This window comes from Streptomyces cavernae (assembly GCF_004023625.1).
Lineage (GTDB): Bacteria > Actinomycetota > Actinomycetes > Streptomycetales > Streptomycetaceae > Streptomyces > Streptomyces cavernae.
Map to the genome: position 1 here is coordinate 313,360 of NZ_RPDJ01000008.1, position 22,424 is coordinate 335,783.

The 22,424-nt window shown below is 71.5% G+C and carries 22 protein-coding genes and 1 pseudogene; 13 read left to right on the plus strand and 10 right to left on the minus strand.

The genetic code is table 11. The features are described from left to right. Positions 1–183 precede the first annotated feature (183 nt). The gene (galE, locus tag EF387_RS21610) at positions 184–1,275 is read right to left on the minus strand and encodes a UDP-glucose 4-epimerase GalE (RefSeq protein WP_128378233.1); all 1,092 of its coding nucleotides are present in this window, start codon (positions 1,273–1,275) and stop codon (positions 184–186) included. A gap of 483 nt (positions 1,276–1,758) precedes the next feature. On the opposite strand from galE, the gene EF387_RS21615 reads away from it, so the two are divergent. Continuing rightward, on the plus strand, positions 1,759–2,532 hold the full coding sequence (locus EF387_RS21615) for a GNAT family N-acetyltransferase (protein ID WP_128378234.1): 774 nt from the start codon (positions 1,759–1,761) through the stop codon (positions 2,530–2,532). Positions 2,533–2,617: 85 nt separating this feature from the next. On the opposite strand, the pseudogene EF387_RS21620 reads toward EF387_RS21615, so the two are convergent. The 3 genes and pseudogenes from EF387_RS21620 to EF387_RS21630 all read right to left on the minus strand — a co-directional run. Beyond that, positions 2,618–3,047 (minus strand): annotated as a pseudogene (locus EF387_RS21620) (MFS transporter); the annotation flags it as partial. Positions 3,048–3,174: 127 nt separating this feature from the next. Further along, the gene (locus EF387_RS21625) at positions 3,175–4,065 is read right to left on the minus strand and encodes a GNAT family N-acetyltransferase (RefSeq protein ID WP_128378235.1); all 891 of its coding nucleotides are present in this window, start codon (positions 4,063–4,065) and stop codon (positions 3,175–3,177) included. A gap of 47 nt (positions 4,066–4,112) precedes the next feature. Continuing rightward, entirely contained in the window at positions 4,113–4,727 is a 615-nt protein-coding gene (locus EF387_RS21630; protein WP_128378236.1) for a GNAT family N-acetyltransferase, read from the minus strand. 103 nt (positions 4,728–4,830) lie between these two features. On the opposite strand from EF387_RS21630, the gene EF387_RS21635 reads away from it, so the two are divergent. Beyond that, positions 4,831–5,628 carry an ArsR/SmtB family transcription factor gene (locus EF387_RS21635; protein ID WP_238431620.1) on the plus strand — a complete coding sequence of 266 codons (798 nt, stop codon included), beginning with the start codon at positions 4,831–4,833 and terminating at the stop codon, positions 5,626–5,628. 119 nt (positions 5,629–5,747) lie between these two features. Here the strand turns inward: EF387_RS21635 and EF387_RS21640 are convergent, their stop codons facing one another. Then, the gene (locus EF387_RS21640) at positions 5,748–6,221 is read right to left on the minus strand and encodes an SPW repeat protein (RefSeq protein ID WP_128378238.1); all 474 of its coding nucleotides are present in this window, start codon (positions 6,219–6,221) and stop codon (positions 5,748–5,750) included. Between the two features lie 224 nt (positions 6,222–6,445). On the opposite strand from EF387_RS21640, the gene EF387_RS50075 reads away from it, so the two are divergent. Next, positions 6,446–6,529, plus strand: a complete 84-nt coding sequence (locus tag EF387_RS50075; RefSeq protein ID WP_420802609.1) for a putative leader peptide — start codon at positions 6,446–6,448, stop codon at positions 6,527–6,529. Between the two features lie 266 nt (positions 6,530–6,795). Beyond that, on the plus strand, positions 6,796–7,350 hold the full coding sequence (ssuE, locus tag EF387_RS21645) for an NADPH-dependent FMN reductase (RefSeq protein ID WP_128378239.1): 555 nt from the start codon (positions 6,796–6,798) through the stop codon (positions 7,348–7,350). Positions 7,351–7,430: 80 nt separating this feature from the next. Here ssuE and EF387_RS21650 read toward each other — a convergent pair whose 3' ends face one another. Then, on the minus strand, positions 7,431–8,471 hold the full coding sequence (locus EF387_RS21650; protein ID WP_128378240.1) for an acyl-CoA dehydrogenase family protein: 1,041 nt from the start codon (positions 8,469–8,471) through the stop codon (positions 7,431–7,433). Positions 8,472–8,580: 109 nt separating this feature from the next. On the opposite strand from EF387_RS21650, the gene EF387_RS21655 reads away from it, so the two are divergent. The 3 genes from EF387_RS21655 (at position 8,581) to EF387_RS21670 (ending at position 12,323) form a co-directional block, all read left to right on the plus strand. Beyond that, positions 8,581–8,937, plus strand: coding sequence for a YciI family protein (locus EF387_RS21655; RefSeq protein WP_128378241.1), 357 nt, complete (start codon positions 8,581–8,583; stop codon positions 8,935–8,937). A 445-nt stretch (positions 8,938–9,382) separates the two neighbouring features. Continuing rightward, complete coding sequence (locus EF387_RS21665) at positions 9,383–10,564, plus strand: RNA polymerase sigma factor (RefSeq protein ID WP_128378242.1); 1,182 nt, start codon at positions 9,383–9,385, stop codon at positions 10,562–10,564. Positions 10,565–10,931: 367 nt separating this feature from the next. Beyond that, the gene (locus EF387_RS21670) at positions 10,932–12,323 is read left to right on the plus strand and encodes a phosphoinositide-specific phospholipase C-related protein (protein WP_128378299.1); all 1,392 of its coding nucleotides are present in this window, start codon (positions 10,932–10,934) and stop codon (positions 12,321–12,323) included. Between the two features lie 28 nt (positions 12,324–12,351). Here EF387_RS21670 and EF387_RS21675 read toward each other — a convergent pair whose 3' ends face one another. Then, a complete protein-coding gene (locus EF387_RS21675; RefSeq protein ID WP_128378243.1) occupies positions 12,352–12,867 on the minus strand; it encodes a mycothiol transferase in 516 nt (171 codons plus the stop codon). A 109-nt stretch (positions 12,868–12,976) separates the two neighbouring features. Further along, complete coding sequence (locus tag EF387_RS21680; RefSeq protein WP_128378244.1) at positions 12,977–13,879, minus strand: LysR family transcriptional regulator; 903 nt, start codon at positions 13,877–13,879, stop codon at positions 12,977–12,979. A 109-nt stretch (positions 13,880–13,988) separates the two neighbouring features. Between EF387_RS21680 and EF387_RS21685 the strand changes: the two genes are divergently transcribed. Together EF387_RS21685 and EF387_RS21690 are read left to right on the plus strand one after the other, a co-directional pair. Beyond that, on the plus strand, positions 13,989–14,978 hold the full coding sequence (locus EF387_RS21685) for an aldo/keto reductase (protein WP_128378245.1): 990 nt from the start codon (positions 13,989–13,991) through the stop codon (positions 14,976–14,978). 142 nt (positions 14,979–15,120) lie between these two features. After that, positions 15,121–15,396, plus strand: a complete 276-nt coding sequence (locus EF387_RS21690; protein WP_128378246.1) for a DUF1905 domain-containing protein — start codon at positions 15,121–15,123, stop codon at positions 15,394–15,396. 38 nt (positions 15,397–15,434) lie between these two features. Here EF387_RS21690 and EF387_RS21695 read toward each other — a convergent pair whose 3' ends face one another. Beyond that, positions 15,435–15,803, minus strand: coding sequence for a nuclear transport factor 2 family protein (locus EF387_RS21695; protein WP_128378247.1), 369 nt, complete (start codon positions 15,801–15,803; stop codon positions 15,435–15,437). Between the two features lie 451 nt (positions 15,804–16,254). Here EF387_RS21695 and EF387_RS21700 point away from each other — a divergent pair, with 451 nt between their 5' ends. From EF387_RS21700 to EF387_RS21715, 4 genes are all read left to right on the plus strand, one after another. Further along, positions 16,255–16,665, plus strand: a complete 411-nt coding sequence (locus tag EF387_RS21700) for a hypothetical protein (protein ID WP_128378248.1) — start codon at positions 16,255–16,257, stop codon at positions 16,663–16,665. Positions 16,666–16,766: 101 nt separating this feature from the next. After that, the gene (locus EF387_RS21705) at positions 16,767–19,142 is read left to right on the plus strand and encodes an ABC transporter ATP-binding protein/permease (protein ID WP_128378249.1); all 2,376 of its coding nucleotides are present in this window, start codon (positions 16,767–16,769) and stop codon (positions 19,140–19,142) included. A gap of 12 nt (positions 19,143–19,154) precedes the next feature. Further along, positions 19,155–19,880, plus strand: a complete 726-nt coding sequence (locus EF387_RS21710) for an SH3 domain-containing protein (RefSeq protein ID WP_128378250.1) — start codon at positions 19,155–19,157, stop codon at positions 19,878–19,880. Continuing rightward, a complete protein-coding gene (locus tag EF387_RS21715) occupies positions 19,880–20,881 on the plus strand; it encodes a serine/threonine-protein kinase (protein ID WP_128378251.1) in 1,002 nt (333 codons plus the stop codon). The genes EF387_RS21710 and EF387_RS21715 overlap by 1 nt, the downstream gene beginning before the upstream one ends. Positions 20,882–21,008: 127 nt before the next feature. Here the strand turns inward: EF387_RS21715 and EF387_RS21720 are convergent, their stop codons facing one another. Continuing rightward, positions 21,009–22,295 (minus strand): streptophobe family protein, encoded by a 1,287-nt coding sequence (locus EF387_RS21720; RefSeq protein ID WP_128378252.1) that lies wholly within the window; start codon positions 22,293–22,295, stop codon positions 21,009–21,011. Positions 22,296–22,424 lie beyond the last annotated feature (129 nt).

Here is a 22,424-nt window from a genome sequence, read left to right on the forward strand (position 1 = left end):
TCGGAGGAGAACGGCCGTCTGCCTGAACTGGGTCTCGCTCGATCGTAGGCACGGGCGGTGCGGCGGTGCATCTCGGAACGCGCCTGTCACGCCCGGCCGCACCCGGCTCGGCCCTGGTACGGCCGGGGCGGCTCGGGCGTGGTCGGCGGGCGCGCGGGAAGGGACTTTGTCCCTCCGCCGCGGTCACCTCTTGGTGCTGGGGCGTCGGGCCGAGCCCGCGTAGCCGTTGGGATTGAGTTGTTCGAAGTGCCAGGCGTCCCGGCACATCGCGGTGAGGTCCCGGGTGGGGTGCCAGTCCCAGGCGCGGCGTACCGCGCTCACGTCCGCGATCAGCTCGGGGACGTCGCCCTCCCGGCGCCCGACGATCTCGTACGGAATCGGCCGGCCGCACACCGCCCCGAACGTGTCGATCACATCGAGGACCGAACGGCCCAGGCCCGAACCGATGTTGAACACCCGCATGCCGGGCCCGTCGGAGAGCCGGTCGAGGGCGACACGGTGGGCCTCCACGCTGTCCATCACATGGACGTAGTCGCGGATCGCGGTTCCGTCCGGAGTCGGGTAGTCCCCGCCGAAGACGTGTACGCGCGCCCTCCGTCCGGCGGCGACCTGTGCGACGTTCGGCACCAGGTTGTCGGGGACGCCACTTGGGTCCTCGCCGAGCAGCCCGCTCGGATGGGCGCCCGCCGGGTTGAAGTGGCGCAGGCACAGGACGGTGAACTCGGGGTGACGGCGGCAGACGTCGGCGAGTATCTGCTCGCACAGCCACTTCGAGGCGGCGAAGGGGTTGGCGGGCCGGGCGGGTGTCGACTCGTCGAGCGGGCCGCCGTCCGCGTCGCCGTAGAGGGAGCCGGTCGAGGAGAAGACCAGCTGATGGACGGCGTGCTCCCGCATGGCTGACAGCAGGGAGATCGTGCCCGCGACGTTCGTGTCGTAGTACTCGATGGGCATCCGCGTCGATTCGCTCACGGCCTTGTGCGCGGCGAAGTGCACGACGGCGTCCACGGAGTGCCGGTCGAAGACGGCCGACAGGGCGCGCCGGTCGCGGATGTCGAGTTCGTAGACGGCGCCCACGAAACGTCCGGCGAGCCGTTCCACGCGGGTGAGCACCTGGGGGGCGCTGTGCGCGTAGTTGTCGACCACGATCACCTCGTAGCCGTGGTCGAGGAGTTCGACACAGGCGTGGCTGCCGATGAAGCCGGCCCCGCCGGTCACGAGGACCGTCGCCGGTGGGTTCGCGGTCCAGGACCTCTCCTGTGGCGGCTGGGTGTCCACCGGTCTCACCGGCCCGGCGGGGCGGCGGGGTCCGGGTGTGGGTAAGGCTCCGTGATCACTGGAACTCCCGCGTGATCAGGTCGGCGAAGTCCGGCGCGCCGCGGAGCGGCCGATGAGCTTGGCATGATCGTCGAACGTCGTATGCCAACATCGTATGTTTACGAGGTATATGCACCACTCTTCCACCTTCTGCCCGTCGGCTCCCGGCGTCAAGTGGAGGCGGAAGCGGAGGCTGAGACAGCTGACCGGCAGGCGGGGCACGCACGCGGCTGTCCCAGCCCTTGGGGGTGGCACTGCCTGAGTTGTGCGGAGGAAGCCATGCAACGATGCGGCTGGGCCCCGCAGGCGGCTGCCGGGCCCTGCTTGGGCGGCTGCCGAGACCTGTACGGGTGGCTGCCGAGACCTGCTCGGGCGGGGCTCGCTCGCGGCGCCGGGGCCCAATAACCGCTTGCCGCCCCCGGCCGCGGCTGCTGGAGTGGCCGAATGGATCACGCTTCGGTATTGGCTTTGTTCGACCGCGACATGCGGCAGGACGCCCGGCCCGACGGGCCCCGGGCACGGATCGAGCGGGTCGAGGGCGTGGTCCGCCAGGTCGGGGGCGAGGCCGGCTGGAACGGTGTGCTCTGGTCGGAGCTGGGCGAGGTCGGGGCGGAAGGGGTCATCGACGAGCAACTGCGCTACTTCACCGGACTCGGTCTCTCCTTCGAGTGGAAGCTCTACGCGCACGACACGCCGTACGACCTGGGTAAACGGCTTCGGGCGGCCGGGTTTGCGCCCGAGCCGGAGGAGACGCTGATGGTCGCGGAGGTCGCCGATCTGGACCTCGGCCTCCCCGTCCCCGAAGGCATCGAAGTGCGTCCGGTGACCGATGCCACCGGCGTCGGCCTCGTGGTGGAGGTCCATGAGCGGGCCTTCGGCTCCGACGGCTCCCAGCTGAGACGGCAGATGCTCGACCGGCTCGCGGCGGACCCGGAGGCGGCGGTCGCCGTGGTCGCCCTCGTCGACGGCGAGCCGGTGAGCTCGGCACGGATGGATCTGCCGCCCGGCGCGCGTTTCGCGGGACTGTGGGGCGGTGGCACGGTCGAGGAGTGGCGCGGGCGGGGTCTGTACCGGACGCTGGTCGCGTACCGGGCCCGAGTCGCCGCCGCACGGGGCTACCGCTACCTCCAGGTGGACGCGATGCCCACGAGCCGCCCGATCCTGGAACGACTCGGCTTCGCGTCGCTGACCACGACGACGCCGTACCTGTCGCCCTGATCGTTCCGGGAAGCCGGAACGGCCCGCCGGACATCCGGCGGGCCGTCGGGGACGACCCGAGGCCGGAACGGCTCCGACCCGGATCTCACATGTGCACCACAGGGTGCCGCGTCGGGGTCGGTGGCCGGTACGGAGCGGCGGTAGAGCAGCACGCGGACGATCAGGCCGGCGGCGAAGAAGACGGCCGACCACCAGCAGGCGGTGGAGTAGGCCTCCAGGCCGGCCTGGGCCTGGACGGCAGGATCCCTGGGGTCCTTGCCGACGACGTAGTCGGTGGCGGCGCCGGTTGCAAGGGTGTTGAGCAGGGCCGTGCCGATCGAGCCGCCGACCTGCTGCATGGCGTTCACGGTGGCGGAGGCCGCGCCGGCGTTCTCGGCGCCCACGCCGGCGGTGGCCGGGCTCATGGCCGGGGCCATCACCAGGCCGAGACCGAGGCCCGCCACGATCAGCGGGGGCAGGATGTCGCCGGTGTAGCCGCTTCCCATGTCGAGGCCTGTCAGGTGGTGAGTCCCCGCGTCGCGGGGGGCGGTAGCGCCGGTCTCGACGCTTTCGCCGAGGTGCGGTGAGTGACCGTACAGGAGACGATCCGCGTGGCGGGGACCCTTGACGAGGCGCGGCGGCATGCGCGGGCCGTGGCACCGCTCAGTGGGTGAGCAGGTCCAGTTGGTACTCCAGGGCCTTGTGGGTCGGTACATAGCCGAGGGCCTCGTTGATGGCGCGCATCGGGCCGTTGCTGTCGGCCGTGTCCGTGAGCAGGCCGGACAGTTCCGGGTGGTGCTCGCGGGCGCGGCGGATCGACTCCGCCTTCATCCACAGGCCGAGCCCGTGTCCGCGGTGCTCGGGCAGGACACCGGTTCCGTAGTGCTGGGCGTTGCCCCGGCCGTCGCCCGGCACGACCAGTTCGGAGAACCCGGCGATGGTGCCGTCGGACATGTCCACCGCGGCCACGGTCTGCAGCCGGTCCCCGCGTCTGCCGATCGCCTCGGCCGCCGCCACGACGCGCTCGACGTCCCAGTCCACGGTGCCGTAGTCGGTGTCGTCCATGGGCATGTCGTCCATCGCGCGCCGTGAGTCGGCGAAGGTCCGCGCGAGCTGTGGCGGGACGACGCCCTCCCAGTACGTCAACTCGTAGCCATGGTGCGACCGCAGGGCCGTCCGCGTGATCCGCTCCAGGTCGGCGTCGGCCAGGGACAGCCGGGCATACGTCAGGGCCAGCACGCGGCGAAACCCGCGCACCGCCAGGAACCCGTCACCGGGCGAGCCCTCGCGCGCCTGTGCGAGCACCGTCCGGCGGCCCTCCGCCCGGGCCGTGGCGATGACCGCGTCGAGCAACCGCCCACCGACACCCCGCCGCCGTTCGGCCGGGTGCACGGTGACGTCGGCCTCGGCGAGATGCTCCTGACCTCCCCCGGTGAACAGGCGCAGAAAAGCGGACCCGACGGGGTGTCCCTCGGCGTCGGAAGCCAGCCACGCGAGGCGACGGCTCGACGCTCCCCGCTCCGGATCGGCGAGCGGGGTGATGTGCACGGTCAACGGCGGGCCTGCCTTTCGGTCCTCAACGACGGGACCCAGAAGCCTAGTTACCGCCCCGTGCGTCGGCCCGGAGTTTCAGCGCGCCGTCCGCTCTCCCGGCTGCCGCCGGGCCAGCAGCCGTACTGCCAGGTCCGCAGCACGAGTCGCCGACCCTTCGACGTACGGATCACCGGGGCGTCCTGGGCGAGCTCGAAACCGCTCGCGCGGGCCACCCCCGCACTCGGGACGTTGGCCTCCTCGATGCACAGCACCAGGCGGCGCGGGCGCAGGCGGCGGACGGCGTAATCCGCGAGCAGGCGAACCGCCCGGGTGGCGAGCCCACGCCCGCGGAACGGGGCGGCGACGCCATAGCCGATCTCCGCGTCGCGGGGGTCCACGTCGCTGCGGAACAGCAGCACCTCGCCGCGCGGCCGCAGTCCGTCGGTGGTGATGGCGAGTTGCACCTTGCGCCCCTCGGCCCGCGCCACCCGGGCCTCATGCAGGTAGGTACGTGCGGCAGCGGTGTCGAAGGGCGAGACGATCGGTGTCCAACGGTCGATCTCGGGGTCGTCGTACAGCTCGACGAGCGCAGGCACATCGTCGTCGGCCCACTCGCGCAACCGTATTCCGTCACCTTCGAGGCGCAACTGCTCGGGGAAAGCCCAAGTCGGCTCGGTGTCCATGTGCCCCGATCCTGCCTTGCGCCGGGCCCGAGACCAAGAGCGCGGCAACGTCCTGAGGGGACGCCCGATTGACATGCAGGTAATTGCCTGCATAACGTTGAGTGTGCACACCAGTGATGAGACGGACGACGAGACGGACAAGGCCTTCAAGGCGCTGGCGGACCCGACGCGCAGGCGGCTGCTCGACCTGCTGCACGAGCGCAGTGGGCAGACGCTGGGCGAGCTGTGCGGGCACATCGACATGGCCCGGCAGTCCGTGACCCAGCACCTGGCCGTCCTGGAGGCCGCGAACCTGGTCAGCACCGTGCGGCGGGGGAGGGAGAAGCTGCACTACCTCAACCCGGTGCCGCTGCACGAGATGCAGGAACGGTGGATCGAGAAGTTCGAACGCCCGCGCCTGCGAGCGCTGAGCGCAGTCAAACGACGAGCCGAGGAAGTCATGAGCGACAAGCCCACATTCGTTTACGTCACCTATATCGAGAGCACCCCGGAAGCGGTCTGGCGCGCGCTGACGGATGCCGAACTGACCGCCTCCTACTGGGGTCACAGCAATGTCTCCGACTGGCGGCCGGGCTCTCGCTGGGAGCACCGTCGCACCGACGGCTCCGGCATCGCCGACGTCGTCGGCACGGTGCTGGAGAGCGAACCGCCCACCCGCCTCGTGACCGTGTGGGCCGATCCCGCCGACGAGGACAACCCCGACAAGCAGTCCCGGGTGACGTTCGACATCCATCCGCACGCCGACATCGTCCGGCTCACCGTGACCCACGAAGACCTCCCGGACGAGACCGCGCGCGGCGAGGTGGCCCTCGGCTGGCCGGCCGTCCTGTCCAACCTCAAGTCCCTGATCGAGACCGGCAGTCCGCTGCCGCAGGAGCCTTGGCTGGTGCCGAGCCGCTGACCGCGACGGTTCGGTCCGCCATTGTGGTCCGCCGTGGTCCGCCACGGTTCGGGGTCCACGATTCGGAACCCCACGGTTCGGCCGGTCCGCGGTGTGCGGGCCGGCCGAGATTTCCGCGGCTACGCCATGGGCGGGGTCGCATCGCGGTAGGACCGGGAGGTGCCGCCCCTCCTCATGGTCGCCGCGGCGCACACCACCCCGAGGACGACGGCCAGTGCGCCCACAATGATGTTGTTGACCACGACTCCGGCGTCCGGGTCCGTCCCGACGATCCACGGCGAGATGATCAGCCAGGTGCCGATCGCGCACATGGCCCAGCTCAGTCCGTACATCCTCGACGGAGTGGTGGTGAACCCGAGGGCCAGTGCACCGAGTGCTATCCCGATGATCAGGTTGTGCGTCACCAGCGGAGGCTGGCTCGTCGTGTAGTGGAGGATCCACGGGGATGCGGCGCAGTACAGACCGAGCAGGAACACCGGTCCGTCGACGAGCGCCACATCGTGACCACCGAGCACGCGGGCGTATCTGTCCCGCATCTCGGTCACATCGGGGTGGGTGGTGATGTCACCTCTCGAGCGTGAGACGTCGGCCATCACTCGCCTCCTTCGTTCTCCGCGAAACTGACCGCTCTGGTGCGATATGCAGAGAAGCGCGGCTTATAAATATTCTGCTCTTATTTTTTCCTTATGTGTAGCGGAGTGGAGCGCTGCGCCCGGCAGGGCGGGGCGTCGGGGGGACTCTCCCGACCGGGTCCGGCATACGAGACCGAACGACCACTCCTTGACTGGCCGGAAGTACCACTGCGACGATCCTTGGCATGAACAAGCAGCTGGACCTCACGCGGCGACGCCACGTCGACCTCGCGCGCGTCTCCAGCGCCTTCTGTTGCCGCGCAGCCTGACGAACAACAGGGCCCCTCTCGCGCGGAGCGTCGACGGAACCACTCGCCTCGCCATCGATCGGGGCTGTCCACCGGGCACCGAGACGGCATTCCCTAACGCGTTTCCCGGTGTCCGCGCAAGCCGTCCGCTCCCGGGTCCGGTTTCCCGCCCGAGGCGGGCCACCACGTCCGTCTGCCATCCGCACCGGTGCACACGCACCGGACCGCGGGGCGGAGCGCGCTCGTCGCGCCGTTCCGTTCCCGCACCCGCCACGAAAGAGGGCCCCATGGCCACCGTCCTGTCCGTCTCCGGCAGCCCCTCCGTCTCCTCCCGCACCGCCAAGCTGCTGCGCCACCTCGACACCCGGCTCATCGACCAGGGCCACGACGTCATCCCGCTCGACGTCCGTACCATCCCCGCCGAGGCCCTCCTCGGCGCCGACTTCCGGCATCCGGCCATCGTCGAGGCCACCGCGCTCTTCGAGCGCGCCGACGGCGTGGTCATCGGCACCCCCGTCTACAAGGCGGCCTACTCCGGTGTGCTGAAGGCGCTGCTCGACCTCCTCCCGCAGTACGCGCTCACCGGCAAGACCGTGCTGCCGCTGGTGACCGGCGGCAGCACAGCCCATGTCCTGGCCCTCGACTACGCGTTGCGGCCGGTCCTCAACTCCATGGGTGCCGCGCACATCGTCCAGGGCTGGTTCACCCTCGACAAGGACATCACCGCCGACGAGGACGGCCGCATCACCGTGGCCCCGGCCACCGACCGCCAACTGACGCAGGTGCTCGACCAGTTCTCGGCGGCCCTGGGCCGGACATCGCTGTTGGCCCCGGCGGGCTGACCGTCGTGGGCTGACGGGGGTGGGCTGACGGTCGTGGGCTGACGGTCGCGGGGGCGGGTGCGCTCGGACCGGCCGGCGGCCTACCGCGCCGGGCTGGTCAATGCCTCCAGGTGTGCTCGGCGTGATTCCGCAGTCTGGCCCTGGACCAGGAGGAACAGACCCTCGCGGGCGAGTCGCTGGGCCCTGTTGGCCAAGGTCATCGCGCGGCCGCCGCCCGACACCACCGCCGCCGTCGTGGCCGCCTGCAGCAGTTCGTAGGCCTTCGTCCTGAGGGCCAGGCGCTCCCGAAGGTGCTCGTGCGGCACCGGGTGGTCGGCCAGGGCGTAGGCCCGGCGCCTGACCTCGGCGAGGCGAGCGCGCAGGGGCTCCGCCCTGTCCTCGTCCAGCAGGGTGAGCGCCGCCTCGGCGACGCCGAAGACCGCCGGTGGGGTGTTGACCGTCTTCGGGCGGTCGGTGGCGGCCCAGGTCTCGTACGGCGTGCGCTGCACCAACGCCTCCTCGGGCAGCCACAGCCCGTCCAGCTCCAGCGACACCGTGCGCGCGGCACCGAGCGCGGCCAGGCGCAACGGGGGCGAGGGGCGCACGCCCGGCTGTTCCCGGGCCTCGGTGAAGGCGAGGACCACCTCGTCGTCCTCCGTCAGGCCCGCGATCAGCATCACGTCGTTGAGGCCCCAGCCCGTGTACCAGGGGATCCGGCCGTCGAAGCGCAGGCCGCCACGCTCCCGGCCGACCCGTACGCTCACCCGAGGATGCGCGCGCAAGTAGGCGTACGCCACCCCGGACAGCAGTTCACCCCGGGCCAGCGGGCCCAACAGGCGTTCTCTCACCGGGAGTCGGCTGCCCGCCAGGGTCGCCAGAGGCGTGTTGTGCTGGGTCTGCACGAACCAGGTGGAGCAGCACGCCCCGGCCAGGATCTCGGCGGTCTCCCGGGCCACCGCGGCGGGCGCGCCCGAGCCGCCGTACTCGACGGGGGCGCTCAGCCCGAGCAGCCCCGACCGCTTCACCGCCTCGATGCTGCTCATCGGCACGCCCTCCTGGTCGACCCGCTCCGCCTGCGGTGCGAGCACCTCCGCGGCGAGGCGGCGCGCACGGTCGACCAGGGGGTGTGGCGGGGTGGTCATCGAAAAATCTCCCGGTGGTGTCGTGGATGGTGTCGATCCGGCGGTCCGCTGTTCGTGTAGGGAGTAGAGCCTCACCAAGACGACCAGCACCGACCAAGAAGGACACATCATGAAGTACTACCTGCTCAGCGTGATGCAGCCGGTGGGGGACCCACCCCCGCCCGAGTCCATGCGAGAGATCATGCACAACCTCGAAGTGTTCCACGCGGAGCTGCGCGAGGCCGGGGCCTGGGTCTTCGCGGACGGACTGCACGGCCCGGAGTCGGCCACCGTGCTGCGGGCGAAGGACGACGGCGAAGTACTGATCACCGACGGCCCGTACACCGAGAGCAAGGAGTTCCTGGGCGGGATCGTCCTGATCAAGGCCCCGGACCTGGACGCGGCGCTCGACTGGGGCCGCAAGGCGACGCTGGCGACCACGCTGCCGATCGAGGTGCGCCCCTTCCAGCACGAGGCAGAGGACTGATGCCCACGGACCCCGACCCCGACCCCGACCCCGAGTCCGAGTCCGAGTCCGAGTCCGAGTCCGAGTCCGAGTCCGAGTCCGAGTCCGACCCCGAGTCCGAGTCCGACCCCGCCCCCGAGCCCGAGCCCGAGCCCGAGCCCGAGCCCGAGCCCGAGTCCGAGTCCGACCCCGAGTCCGACCCCGAGTCCGACCCCGAGTCCGAGTCCGAGTCCGACCCCGAGCCGGCTCCCGGCCATGACGCACGTCCCGATACCGATCCCGGCCCTGGCCCTGGCTCCGCCTCGGGCGCTGGCGTCGGCTCCGCCTCGGGCGCCGGCTCCGCCCCGGGCGCTGGCGTCGGCTCCGCCTCGGGCGCCGGCTCCGCCCCGGGCCCTGGCGCCGACCCCCACCAGGCCCCGGCACCCACCCCGGCAGTCGCGGTGATTTCGGTGCCGGCGTCGAGGCGATCTTCCGTGCGGAGTACGGGCGCGCGGTGGCCGTTCTGGTCCGTTTCCTCGGTGACATCGACCTCGCCGAGGAAGCGGTTCAGGAGGCCTTCACCACGGCACTGGTGAACTGGCCGGTGGCGGGTGTGCCGCCGAGCCCGGCCGGCTGGATCATCACCACTGCCCGGAACCGCGCCGTCGACCGGCTGCGCCGCGAGGCCGGACGTGCCGAGCGGCACGCCGAGGCGGCCCTGCTGCACGCCCCCGACGCGCCCCCCGAGGAGGGCCCCGTGCGCGACGACCGGCTCCGTCTGATCTTCACCTGCTGTCACCCCGCGCTCGCCACCCGGGCGCAGGTTGCCCTCACCCTGCGCCTCCTCGGGGGCCTGAGCACCGCACAGATCGCCCGCGCCTTCCTGGTTCCCGAGCCGACGATGGCCCAGCGCCTCGTCCGTGCCAAGGCCAAGATCCGCGACGCCCGCATCCCCTACCGCGTCCCCCGCGACGCCGACCTCCCGGACCGCCTGAAGGGCGTGCTCGCCGTCATCTACCTGATCTTCACGGAGGGACATACGGGCGAGGCGGAGCTGAGTGCCGAGGCCGTACGACTCGGCCGCCTGCTCGCCGACCTCATGCCGGACGAGCCCGAGGTCATCGGCCTCCTCGCGCTCATGCTCCTCATCGAGTCCCGGCGCCCGGCCCGCTCGGGCCCCGCCGGCGAACTGGTCCTCCTGGCCGATCAGGACCGCCGCCGCTGGGACCACGACCTCATCGCGGAGGGCCGGCGCCTGGTCCGGCTCTGCCTGCGCCGCGGGCGGCCGGGCCCGTACCAGATCCAGGCCGCGATCAACGCCGTGCACAGCGACGCCCCGGCCATCGCCGACACCGACTGGGCGCAGATCGTGCGGCTCTACGACCAGTTGCTGGCCCTCGCGCCCAGCCCTGTCGTCGCCCTCAACCGGGCCGTCGCCGTGGCGGAGACCGAGGGGGCGGCGGCGGCCCTCGCCCTCGTCGACGAACTCGACCTGGACCGCTACCACTCCTTCCACGCCGTACGAGCCGAACTGCTGCGCAGACTGGGAAGAGTCACCGAGGCTGCGCGGGCGTACGAGACCGCCAGCAGGCTGACCCCGAGCCCGGCCGAGCGGGCGGCACTTGAACGCGGCCGTGCCGCGCTCGGCACTGAACGGCCGCAGCACTAGCCTCCAACGGCGGTCCCCGAAGGCCGCTGTGCCGGTCTCAACAGCGATCCCCGACGGCCGCTGCACCAGCTTCAACAGCGATCCCCGACGGCCGCAGCACCAGCCTGAAGGCCGGTCCCCTGACGGGCCGTTGCACTGGCCCCCAGCACCAATCTCCGAGGGGGCCGTTGCACCACTCTCAACAGCGGCCTCCCGACGACCGCTGTGCCGGTCTCAACGGCGGCCTGCCGGTGACGAGTTGATGTCATCATCGGGATGATTGATCTCCTCTATTGACCGGTACATACCAACACGCTTGAGTGTCCCCGCAGACCCCACCCCCGGCCGCCCACGTCAACGGCGCGCCGCGCTGCTGAAGGGACACCTCATGCGGATGAGTCGCTCCGTGCTCGCCACCGTCGTCGCCGCAGCGGCGGTGGGTACCTTCCTCGCCGTGCCCGCGCACTCCGCCGCGGTACCGGCCGAGGGCGTGTACTACGTGCAGAGCGCGACCACCGGGCTCAACGCCGCCGTCAACGGCACCGCGGTGGAACAGCACAACCCCAAGGGCAACGAGGACCGCCAGCAGTGGACCTTGCGGGCATCGGGGTCATCCCGCTCGAGCGAGGCGGAGGGGGCGTACGTCCTGGAGAGCACGGACGCGGCGGGCACCTGCCTGGGCCGGTCCGCGGGCCAGGCCCGGACCGTGGCCTGCACGAGTTCCGACGCGGCGTGGACCATGACACCCGTCGGTTCGGACCGGTACACGCTGAAGGACCCCTCCGCGGCCTCGTACCTGACCGTGGGTGCCAAGGCGTCCGGTTCCAACTATCCCGCCCAACTCGCCCTGGGCGCCGCCGGATCCCTCGCCAACTGGTATCTGACCCCGGTGGCCTCGCCGACCGCCCCGATGCCCTCCCCGGCCGAACGAACCCTGGACCAGGTCACGTTCCTCACCACGCACAACGCCTACGCCAACGGCGTCGACGGCGGATTCGCCCCGCCCTTCGTCAACCTGGTGCCCAACCAGACGCGTGGCATCAACCAGCAACTCGCCGACGGAGTACGCGGGTTCATGCTGGACATCCATCAGACGTCCGACGGCGCGATCCTCTGTCACAACAGCTGCACCCTGGTGAGCAGGCCGGTCGCGCTCTGGGTGGACCTCCAGCGCATGGTGGACTTCCTCAAGCGGAACCCGGATCAGGTAGTCACCGTGTTTCTGGAGGACTACGTCGACGCGGGTGTGCTGCGCAGTGAACTGGCGCGGGTGAGCGGGCTGTCGGACGTCCTGTACCGCCCCGACCAGACGGGTGTCCGCCAGAACGGCTGGCCCAGGATGGCGGATCTGATCGCCGCCAACCGCCGACTGCTGATCTTCAGCGACCACAGCCGTGCCTCGGACCAGTCGGCGGGCCTGACCCGGGACTCCTTCGGGGTGATGTATCAGAAGGAGTGGACCGTGGAGAACTACTGGTCCATGGGCGGGGGCGTGGGCGACTCCAACTGGGCCTGCTACAGCCGCTGGTACGACGCGAACACCAACATCCCGCTCACCCGCACCGAGCCCAACTTCCGTCCGCTGTTCGTCATGAACCACTTCCGGGACGTGGGGATCACCGGGACGGCCACCACGGACAACACGAAACTCACCGACCGCGCCCAGCGCTTCTGCCAGCCGGCCGCCCGCAAGAAGCCCAACTTCCTCGCCGTGGACCACTACGACCGGGGAAACCCGGCCGCCGCGGTGAACACCCTGAACACCTACGTCTATCCGTAGGGTCACGAGGCAGTGTCCTGAGACAGCGTCAGGAGGCCGTGCTCCGCAGCAGCCCCCGTACATAGGCGGCCTGGCCGACGTGCTGGAGGTCGTCGGCGAGGACACTGACCAGCCGTACGCCCAGGGTCACGGGCGGCTCCCAGCGTTCGTCCACGACGCGTTCGAGGTCCTTCGCGGTCAGCCCGCGCAGGAAGACGAGGGTCTGTTCGTGCACGGCGTCGTAGTACCCGAGGAGCGGCTCCCCGGAGTCCACACGCACCTTGGCGACCTTCGCGGAGCTGTGCCCGTAACCCGTGTCCCGCCGGGACAGGCCCAGCCCGAAGCGCTTCTCCCAGCCGTCGGCGAGCCAGACCTGCTCCTGTCCGGAGGCGTCGGCCACATGGTCGTCCTGGATCCGGGTGAGGTGCCAGACGAGCCAGGCGACGGAGTTGGTGTCGGGGGCGGGGCGGGCGGCGAGCTCGTCCGCGGTCAGACCGTCGACGACCGCGTGGACCTCTTCCTGGATGCGGCCGAACGCGTCGGTGAGGATGTCCTTTGCGTGCATGCCTCCACCATCGCGCATCGAGGACCGGAACGCTCGGGGGCCAACCGCAGCGGGGCCGACCGCAGCGGGGCCAATCGCACGGGGGCCGACCGCACCGGGGCCGGGAGGGTCATGCCTGCGGGGCGGAGAGGAGCGCCATCAGCGCCCGCGCCGCCGGGCTCGTGGCGTCCGGGTGCGGCAGCATCGCCACCGTCTCGTACTCCGCGCCGCCCTCGAGCGGCCGCGCGGTCAGCCCCGCGGCCTGGCGCTTGTGCGCGAAGTGCGCGGGCATCACGGCGATACCCAGGCCCTCGTGCACCAGCTCCAGCAGGGTGTGCACATCGCTCACCTCGAGCGAGACCGTGCGGCGCACACCCGCCGCCGCGAAGACCGCGTCCGTGGTGCGGCGCGGACCCCAGTCCGGGTGGAAGTCGACGAAGGCCTCCCTGTCGAGGTCGGCCGGCTTCAGACGGGCGACCCCGGCGTTCCGGACGGCGAGCGGATGACCCGGATGGCAGAGCACCGTCATCGACTCACGGGCCAGCGGGACCGTCCGCATCTGCTGCATCAGCTCCGTGTTGCTCCCGGTGGCGACCCCGAACGCCAGATCGAGCCGTCCCGCCGCCAGATCCTCGGCGAGCGAGGCCGAACCCGCCTGCCGCAGCCGGATCTCCACCTCGGGATGACCGCGCCTGAACCCCGCCAGCAGCCGCGCCACGTCGACGCCGGCAATGCACTGCTCCGTCCCCAGCGCGAGCGTGCCGCGCAGCACGCCCTGCACGGCGGCCACCGCCTCCTGCGCCGCCCGCACCTGGGCCAGCACCCGCTCGGCCTCACCGAGCAGCGCCCGCCCCGCCTCGGTCAGCGTGACCCGGCGCGTCGTACGGACGAACAGCGGGGCCTGCAGCTCCCGTTCCAGCGCCCGGACGGAGGCCGAAAGGCCGGACTGGGAGACCATCAGCCGTTCCGCGGCCCGCGTGAAGTGCTGGTCCTGGGCGACGGCGACGAAGTGCTCGAGATGGCGCAGTTCCACGATTCAGAAGCGTAACCGCTGAATCCCATCCGATTCTCCTGTTGGACTGCTGCCCACCGCACGCGCGAGAGTGGGGTGACACGTCGGAACAGTCATCCTGGAGTGCACGTTGTACACAGCCGATCCCGGCCGATACGAGTCCATGCCCTACCGGCGTACCGGGCGCAGCGGTCTCAAGCTGCCCGCGCTGTCGCTGGGCCTGTGGCACAACTTCGGGCCCGACCGGCCGGTCGACCTGCAGCGGCGGATCCTGCGCCGTGCCTTCGACCTGGGCGTCACCCACTTCGACCTGGCCAACAACTACGGTCCGCCGCCCGGCGCCGCCGAGTCGGCCTTCGGTGACGCACTCAAGGCCGACTTCGCCCCCTACCGGGACGAGCTGGTCATCTCCACCAAGGCCGGCTATCTGATGTGGCCCGGCCCCTACGGCGAGTGGGGTTCGCGCAAGTACCTGCTCTCCTCGCTGGACCGGAGCCTGAGCCGGATGGGTCTCGACTACGTCGACATCTTCTACTCGCACCGCCCCGACCCCGAGACGCCCCTGGAGGAGACCATGGGCGCCCTGCACTCCGCGGTGGTCCAGGGCAAGGCGCTCTACGTCGGCGTCTCCAACTACTCCCCGGAGCAGACCCGCGAGGCGGCCCGCATCCTGGGCGAGCTGGGCACCCCCCTGCTGATCCACCAGCCGCGCTACTCGATGCTCGACCGCCGCCCCGAGGAGGGCCTCCTCGACGTCCTGGACGAGCTGCAGGTCGGCTCCATCGTCTTCTCGCCGCTGGAGCAGGGCCTGCTCACCGGCCGCTACCTCGACGGCATCCCGGCCGGCTCCCGGGCGGCGGGCGCGAGCCCCTTCCTCAGCGCCGACCAGGTGACCGAGGACCTGGTGCGACGGCTGCGGGCCCTCGACGACGTGGCCAAGTCCCGCGGGCAGACGCTGGCGCAGCTGGCCCTCGCCTGGGTGCTGCGCGGCGGCCGCGTGACCTCGGCCCTCATCGGCGCGAGCAGCCCCGAGCAGGTGGAGGACTGCGTGGCCGCGGCCCGCACGCTGGAGTTCTCCGAGGAGGAGCTGACCCGGATCGACGAGATCATCGGAGGCTGAGCGCCTAGCCCGCGATGAGTTTCCCCGCCTTCGGTGGTCTGTACTGGTGGCAGACCACCGAAGGCCTGGTGGCGGACCACCGAAGGCCTGGTGGCGGACCGCCGCAGGCCCGGTGGCAGACCACCGGAGAGCGGAGGACACCATGAGCTCGGCCCTGGACGAGGAGTTCACCGCGGTACTGCGGAAGAGCCCGGCCGCCGGTGGCTGGACCTATCTGGTCTGGCCCGATTCCGTCGAGTTCTTCGGGACCCGCGGCCTGGTCAAGGTGCGCGGCACCATCGACGGGCATCCCTTCCGCAGTTCCTTCATGGCGCTGGGCGACGGCCGGCACATGCTGCCCGTGAAGGCGGAGGTGCGCCGCGCCATCGGCAAGGAGGAGGGCGACTCGGTGACCGTGCACCTGGAGGAACGGGTCTGACCCGCCCGTGACCTGTGGCCCGTCCGACCCGGAGGTGCCTAGGAGGGCACCCGGTCCAGGAAGCCCAGTACGCTCCGGATCCGCCCGTCCTCGGCCAGGGTGATCACATCGAAGCCCGCGGCCGGAGCCGAGCCGTCCGGAGCCACGAGTTCCCAGCCGAAGCGGGCGGTCTCGTGGTGCCCGTCGACCTCGCCCAGCGGGCGGAAGACGAAACCGGGGAACTGCTCGTGCGCGGCGGTGATCACGGCCGCCACCGCGTCGTGTCCGGTGACGTCGGCGAGCGGGTCGGTGTAACCGCCGTCCGCCGTCCACGCGTCGGCGACCGCCTTGGCCACGGCCTCCGCCGAGGTGGCGTTCCAGGCCTCGAAGTAGCGGGCGACAGCGGTCTCGTAACGGTTGGTGGACATGGTCGATCAGCCTCCGTCAAGGTGGTGGTCGCGGTTCGGGGTCCGGCTCCCTAAGCGGTGCCGCCGCCCCGGAGCCGGTGACTACGACGATGCCCGGCCGGGCCCGGCGGGTCGATTACCCGGCGGGTAATGGCGGGCACCTGCCCGACGCGTAATGGCGGGCACCGCGCATCGGGCGGCGCACCCCTGGGCACGCTCCCCGGGGAACGCAAACCGGCGCCCCGAAGGATTTCGGCCAGTTGAACATGTGAATATGCCAAGAGACTGGCTAGAAAGGCATGGTGACAGTGCGTCAGGAGTTGCGATACTCATGGTGAGGAAACTTGAACGGCGAACGTCGGACGACGACTGAAAAGCTTCCACGGCTCCCACCGTCGCCCGCGCGTGCGCAAACCCAGCCGCAAAGAGAGTGAGGCCCGGCGGGCTGCGAACAACGCAACGGGGGCGGATCGTGCACGACGAATTCCTGTGCCATGTCACCGCGTACGGAATGTGTGGAGGTCAGCGTGTCGGAGTGCCCTTAGGTACCTACCGCGCGCCAACCCTGGCGCTGGCCATGTGGTGGCTGCGGGACCGTGCCTCGTGGATCGCGGAGCGCCTCGACCCACAGCCTGAGGACCCCACCTTTCCCCCGCGTTCCATCGCGCCCGTGCCGGACAACGTACCTGACGTCCCCGGCATGCTGCGTGCCTGGTGCGGTGATCCCGCGCAACAGGAGCTGGTGGCCGACGAGTTGGCCGCCGGGCGGCTCATACGCATCGCCGCCAGCGACGACACCACCGAGTACGAGTTCCTCGCGGAATCGGTCGACGCGCTGCGGATGCAGCGGACCGCCTCGGCCCTGGCCACGCCCGCCGCCTGACCGGCCCCCGGCCGGCCGGGCCCGACCCGGATCCCGTCCGAGCGGAACCCGGAGCGAAGCCTGGCCGGGCGCCCATCTGGGCAAATAGTTAGAATTCGGGCATGGGAGAGCGATCCTTCGCGCCCTCGGCGCCCGAGCTCGTCCTGCAGACCGCTACGGGCTCCACCGTCATGAGCCCGGAGCGGGACTACCGCGTCGGACGCGACCCGATGAGCGACATCGTCATCGACGACGTCCGGGTCTCCTGGCACCACGCCGTCCTGCGGACCGAGGCGGGCCAGTGGCGGATCGAGGACGCGGGCAGCACCAACGGCACCTACGCCGACGGCCGTCGTGTCCACGCCCGGACCGTCGGGCCCGGCTGCGAGATTCGCTTCGGCAACCCCGCGGACGGGCCGCGCGCCCTGCTCATCGGCAGTCCGCCACCGGATCCGGGGCCCCCGCCACCCGCCCCGGAGCGCCCGTCCGTCGTCGCCGCACCCGCCTCGACCGGCACTTTCCGGCAACCCACCACCGTACGGCCACTGCCCTCGCGTACCGTCCGGATCGGCCGCTCCGCCGACAACGACCTGGTCATCGACGACCTGGTGGTCTCACGCCGGCACGCGGAGCTGCGCGCGCTGCCCGACGGCGGCTACGAGATCGTCGACGTCGGCAGCCACAACGGCACGTTCCTCAACGGCAGCCCCGTGGAACACGCCCCGATCGCTCCCGGGGACATCGTCGGCATCGGGCACTCGGCGTTCTGCCTGGTCGGCGACGAGTTGCAGGAGTACGTCGACACCGGTGAGATCTCGCTCGACGTGCGGGACCTGACCGTGCAGGCCGACCGGGGCCGCAAGATCCTGCTCGACGGTGTCTCGTTCCCGGTCGGCGCGAAATGCCTGCTCGCGGTGGTGGGACCGAGCGGTGCGGGCAAGTCCACCCTGCTCGGCGCCCTCACCGGCCAGCGACCCGCCGACCACGGCACGGTCCTCTACGACGGACGCGACCTCTACCGCGACTACGCGGAGCTGCGCCAGCGCATCGGACTCGTCCCGCAGGACGACATCCTGCACACCCAGCTGACCGTCCGCCGCGCCCTGAGATACGCCGCGGAACTGCGCTTCCCCCAGGACGTGGCCAGGGTGGAACGCCGGTCGCGGGTCGAGGAGGTCATCGCCGAGCTCGGGCTGGAGCAGCGCGCCGGGCAGCCCATCCACTCCCTCTCAGGCGGACAGCGAAAACGCGTCAGTGTGGCCCTCGAACTGCTCACCAAACCGTCGCTGCTCTTCCTCGACGAGCCGACCTCCGGCCTTGACCCCGGCATGGACCGATCGGTTATGCACATGCTCCGCGGGCTCGCCGACGACGGCCGTACGGTGATCGTCGTCACCCACAGCGTGCTGAGCCTCGACGTGTGCGACCGCCTCCTGGTGCTCGCGCCGGGCGGCAGGACCGCCTATTACGGACCGCCCGACGACACCCTCGCCTTCTTCGGCTTCCGGCAGTGGCCGGAGGCGTTCGAGGCCTTCGAGCGCGACCGTGACCGGGACTGGGCGGGGGAGTACCGCGACTCGCCGTTCCACCGGCACTACGTCACCGGTTCCGCCGCCCCGGACCTGCCGACGCCGGCCGACGCCCCCGATGCCTCCGCCGCTGCCGTCGGGCCGCCGCCGAAGGCCCAGAGCTGGGGCGCCCAGCTCGGCACGCTCGTACGGCGGTACGCTGCGGCGCTCTCCGCCGACCGGACCTTCCTGGTCATCATGGTGGCGCTGCCGTTCGTCATGGGGGCGATGGCGCGGGCACTCGCCGGCAGCCGGCTGACCCAGGAGACCGCGATGAACGCGCTGCTCATCCTGTGTGTCGGCGGCGTGCTCACCGGGGCGGCCAACGCCGTGCGCGAACTGGTCAAGGAACGGGTGATCCACCAGCGGGAGCGCGCGGTCGGACTGTCCAGATCCGCGTACGTGATGTCCAAGGTCGTCGTCCTCGGCACCATCACCGTGGCGCAGGCCGTCGTACTGACCCTGGTGGCCCTGCTGGGCGTCGACCTGAACGCCCCCGGCGGCGAAGGGGTGTTGCTGCCACCGCTGTTGGAGATCACCGTCGCGGTCGCGCTGCTGGCCTTCACCGCGATGATGCTCGGCCTCCTCGTCTCGGCGCTGGTCCGCAAGGAGGAGGTCACCATGCCGCTGCTGGTGCTGCTCGCCATCGTCCAAGTGGTGTTCTGCGGCGCTCTGCTCAACCTCGACGGGGTGCCCGGCATCGCACAGCTGTCGTGGCTGGTGCCGTCGCGGTGGGCCCTGGGCGCGATGGCGAGCACGATCGGGCTCGCCCGGATCGTGCCCGGCGACCTCACCGACGACGCGCTGTTCAGGCACTCGACGGGGGTGTGGCTGCTCGACATCGGCATGCTCGTCGTCCTGTCCGCCGTCTTCGGATACGTGGTCTCGCGGCTGCTGCGGCGGCACGAGCCCGTGGTCATGCGGAAGTAGGAAGTAGGTGACATGACGACGCCCGGCTTCCACCCCACCCACGTCGTCCCCCGAGAGGGCATGCCCGCCTGGGAGGCCCCGGACCCGTCCCGGCCGACGGTGCCGCTGGACGCCCTGCTCCCGGTCGAACTCGTCGAACGGCGCGGGGACTGGGGCCGCATCCTGTGCGCCAACGGCTGGTCGGCGTGGGTCGACGGCCGTCTGCTGGTGGCCGTTCCGCAGGACCCGCCCCGGGCGGGCAGCCCGCTCGCGCGCACCGCCGACCCGCGACCGCTGCTGGAGAGGGCCGAGCACGCCCTCGCCGAGTACCGCCGCGCGGTCGCCGACCTGGCGGCGGGCGGCATGGACGCGGAGTCCTTCCACCGCCGCACCCGGGGACTGCGGATCGGGATGGTCGTCGACGGCGAGTCGCTGTGGCTGTACGAGGCGGAGCACGAGCGGTGGGTGTACTGCGACGGGGAGCGGCTGAGCACCTACGCCGCCGAGCGGGACCCGGGCGCCCAGGGCGATCCGGCGTACGGCGGTGACGCGCACCACGGCGGCGGGCCGGCGACACGACGGACCAGCGCGGCACGCGCGCCGGGCGGAGGGATGGACGAGGCGACCCGGGTGGTGGACTCCGGCGCCTTCCGTGTGCGGGGCGAGCCGGGTGCTGCGGGTGACCCGGGTGGCCCACCGACGGCCGAGGAATCGCACGGGTATGACTCCACCCGGCCCGTGTCGCCCCGGGAGCGGTGATGACGGCACATGACACCGGGCCCTTCTCCGGGCGGCTCTCCGAGCTGATTGGTCAGCAGATCGCGGGCTACCGGATCGAGCGCGAGATCGGCCGCGGCGGTATGGCCGTGGTCTACCGTGCCCGGGACCTGCGCCTGGACCGGACCGTCGCGCTCAAGCTGCTCGCACCCGAACTCGCCCGCAACGACACGTTCCGGCGGCGCTTCACCCATGAGTCACGGGTGGCCGCCGCCATCGACCACCCGCACATCGTCCCGATCTTCGAGGCGGGGGAGACGGGCGGGGTGCTCTACATCGCCATGCGGTACGTCGCCGGGCGCGATCTGCGCCATCTGCTCGACCAGGAGGGGCCGCTGACGCCCACGGTCGCCGCCCGTATCGCCGCGCAGGTGGCCTCCGCGCTGGACGCCGCCCACGACCACGGCCTGGTGCACCGGGACGTCAAACCCGGCAACATCCTCGTGGCCAAGGGCACCGACAGCGACCACCCCGAACACGTCTACCTCACGGACTTCGGGCTGACGAAGAAATCGCTGTCGCTGACCGGCTTCACCACCGTGGGCCAGTTCGTCGGCACCCTCGACTACGTGGCGCCGGAGCAGATCGCCGGCCGCCCGGTGGACGGCCGCTGCGACGTCTACAGCCTCGCGTGCGTGGTCCACGAGACCATGGCCGGCGGGCCGCCCTTCCAGCGCGACGACGACATGGCGCTGCTCTGGGCGCACCAGTACGACCAACCGTCGCCGCTGACGGAGCAGCGCCCGGACATCGCCCCCGAGGTGGACGGTGTCCTCGCGAAGGCGCTGGCGAAGAGCCCCGAGGCCCGCTACGGCTCCTGCCTGGAGTTCGTCGCCGCGCTGCGGGCCGCGGCATCGGGGCCGGGGCCAGGACCGGCGGGGCATCCACCGACACAGGTCGACCTGCGGGTCGTCGGGGTTCCGGAGGCGCCCGGGGCCCCGCCGGAGCCCCCGGACTGGGCACGTCCGGTCTTCGTGCACTGATCTCGCGTGCACTGATCTCGTATCCACTGATTTCGTGTGCACTGATCTCGTTCGCGTGCACCGACCTCATGTGCACTGACCTCGAGTCGGGCACCTCCGGGGCATGGACCCGGCCCCAGCCCTCGACTCAGTCCACTCGCTGCCCCGCGCCGACCCCCCGGCCCAGCGCCACCTCGCCGCGCCTGCGGACCCCCGCGGCCAGCAATCCGCCCAGCGCCCCCGTCACCAGCCCCCACACGGCGGCGAGCCCGAGGGCTCCCCACCACTGGGGCCGCAGCAGCACCCGGCCGGACAGAGTGCCGCCCACGTCCCCGATGCCCAGCAGGGACAGTCCGTAGTGGGCGGAGACACGACCGACCACGCAGATCGTCAGGACCGTCAGTACCAGCGCCACAGCCATGTGCACCGAGTGCTGCCACCACCGCATCCGGGCCGGGGAGCGGGCCGCCATCAGGAACGCGGCGGCCAGCACCAGCACGGCGGCGACGACCAGCAGCCACCACACCCGGCCGTCCTGCTCGGCGAGCGTCGACAGACTGAGTTCGGAGACGTCCTCGCCGCGCAGTGCCTCGTCCAGCACGTGCGGCATGGGCAGCCCGAACGGCCCCTCCACCTGGCCCTCCCAGGTGGCGCCGAGGCCCAGGGTGAACGCCAGCCAGACCAGGTTCGGCAACCCCAGCAGGAGTACCGCGAAGGTCTCGGCGGGCTGCCCCCGGGTCGCCGCCACCACCAGCCCGATCAGCACTCCCAGGGCGACGTACGACAGCAGCAGCACGACCATCGCGTACGCGGCCGGCCGCACCGGCTCCTGGAAACGCAGCAGACCGGCGGGCAGCGGCGCCCCGCGGGAGACCAGCAGTGCGAGCACGAGCACGCCCGCGAGCCACAGCAGCCCGAAGACGACCGTCTCGAACACCTCGGCCTCGAAGCCCACCCGGGGCGCGGCGTCCAGCAGGTCGCCGATGTCGCCGAGCGTCCCCTCGCCGAGCGAGACGGCGAACTGCTGGCGGGCCACCAGGGCCAGCCCGACCAGCACGAGCAGCCACAGGACACCGATCCGGGCCGCCCAGCCACCCAGTTCCCGGGCGCCCGCGACCGCCCGGTGGCGCAACGGCCACAGGAAACCCGCGGCGATCACCAGGGCCCCGGTGAGCGTGACCGAGAGCGGCACGACGGTCAGCCCGCCCGTGGTCTCGGCGAGGAAGCCGGCGCTGCCCGAGATCGTCACCGACCCCCCGACCGCGGTCACGACCGTGGCCGCGACCACCCGGGGGAACGCCTGGTCGGGCAGGTCCGCCGCGCCGGCGGCCCACAGGCCCAGTGCGGCGACGACCACCATGGCGAGCAGCCCGGCGCACACCACCAGGAGGGCCTGTGGCCAGCCGTGCGCTGCTCGCGACGTCTGTCGGCTCACGGTGCCACGCTAAGCAGGGCACGCGCGGCTCGCCCGTCGGGAACGGCCGGACGCGTCCGCGGCAGGGAGGGACCGGCCCGCCCGGTTCGGCTTGCGGGCCATGCCCACCCGATATGGAATGAATCGGTA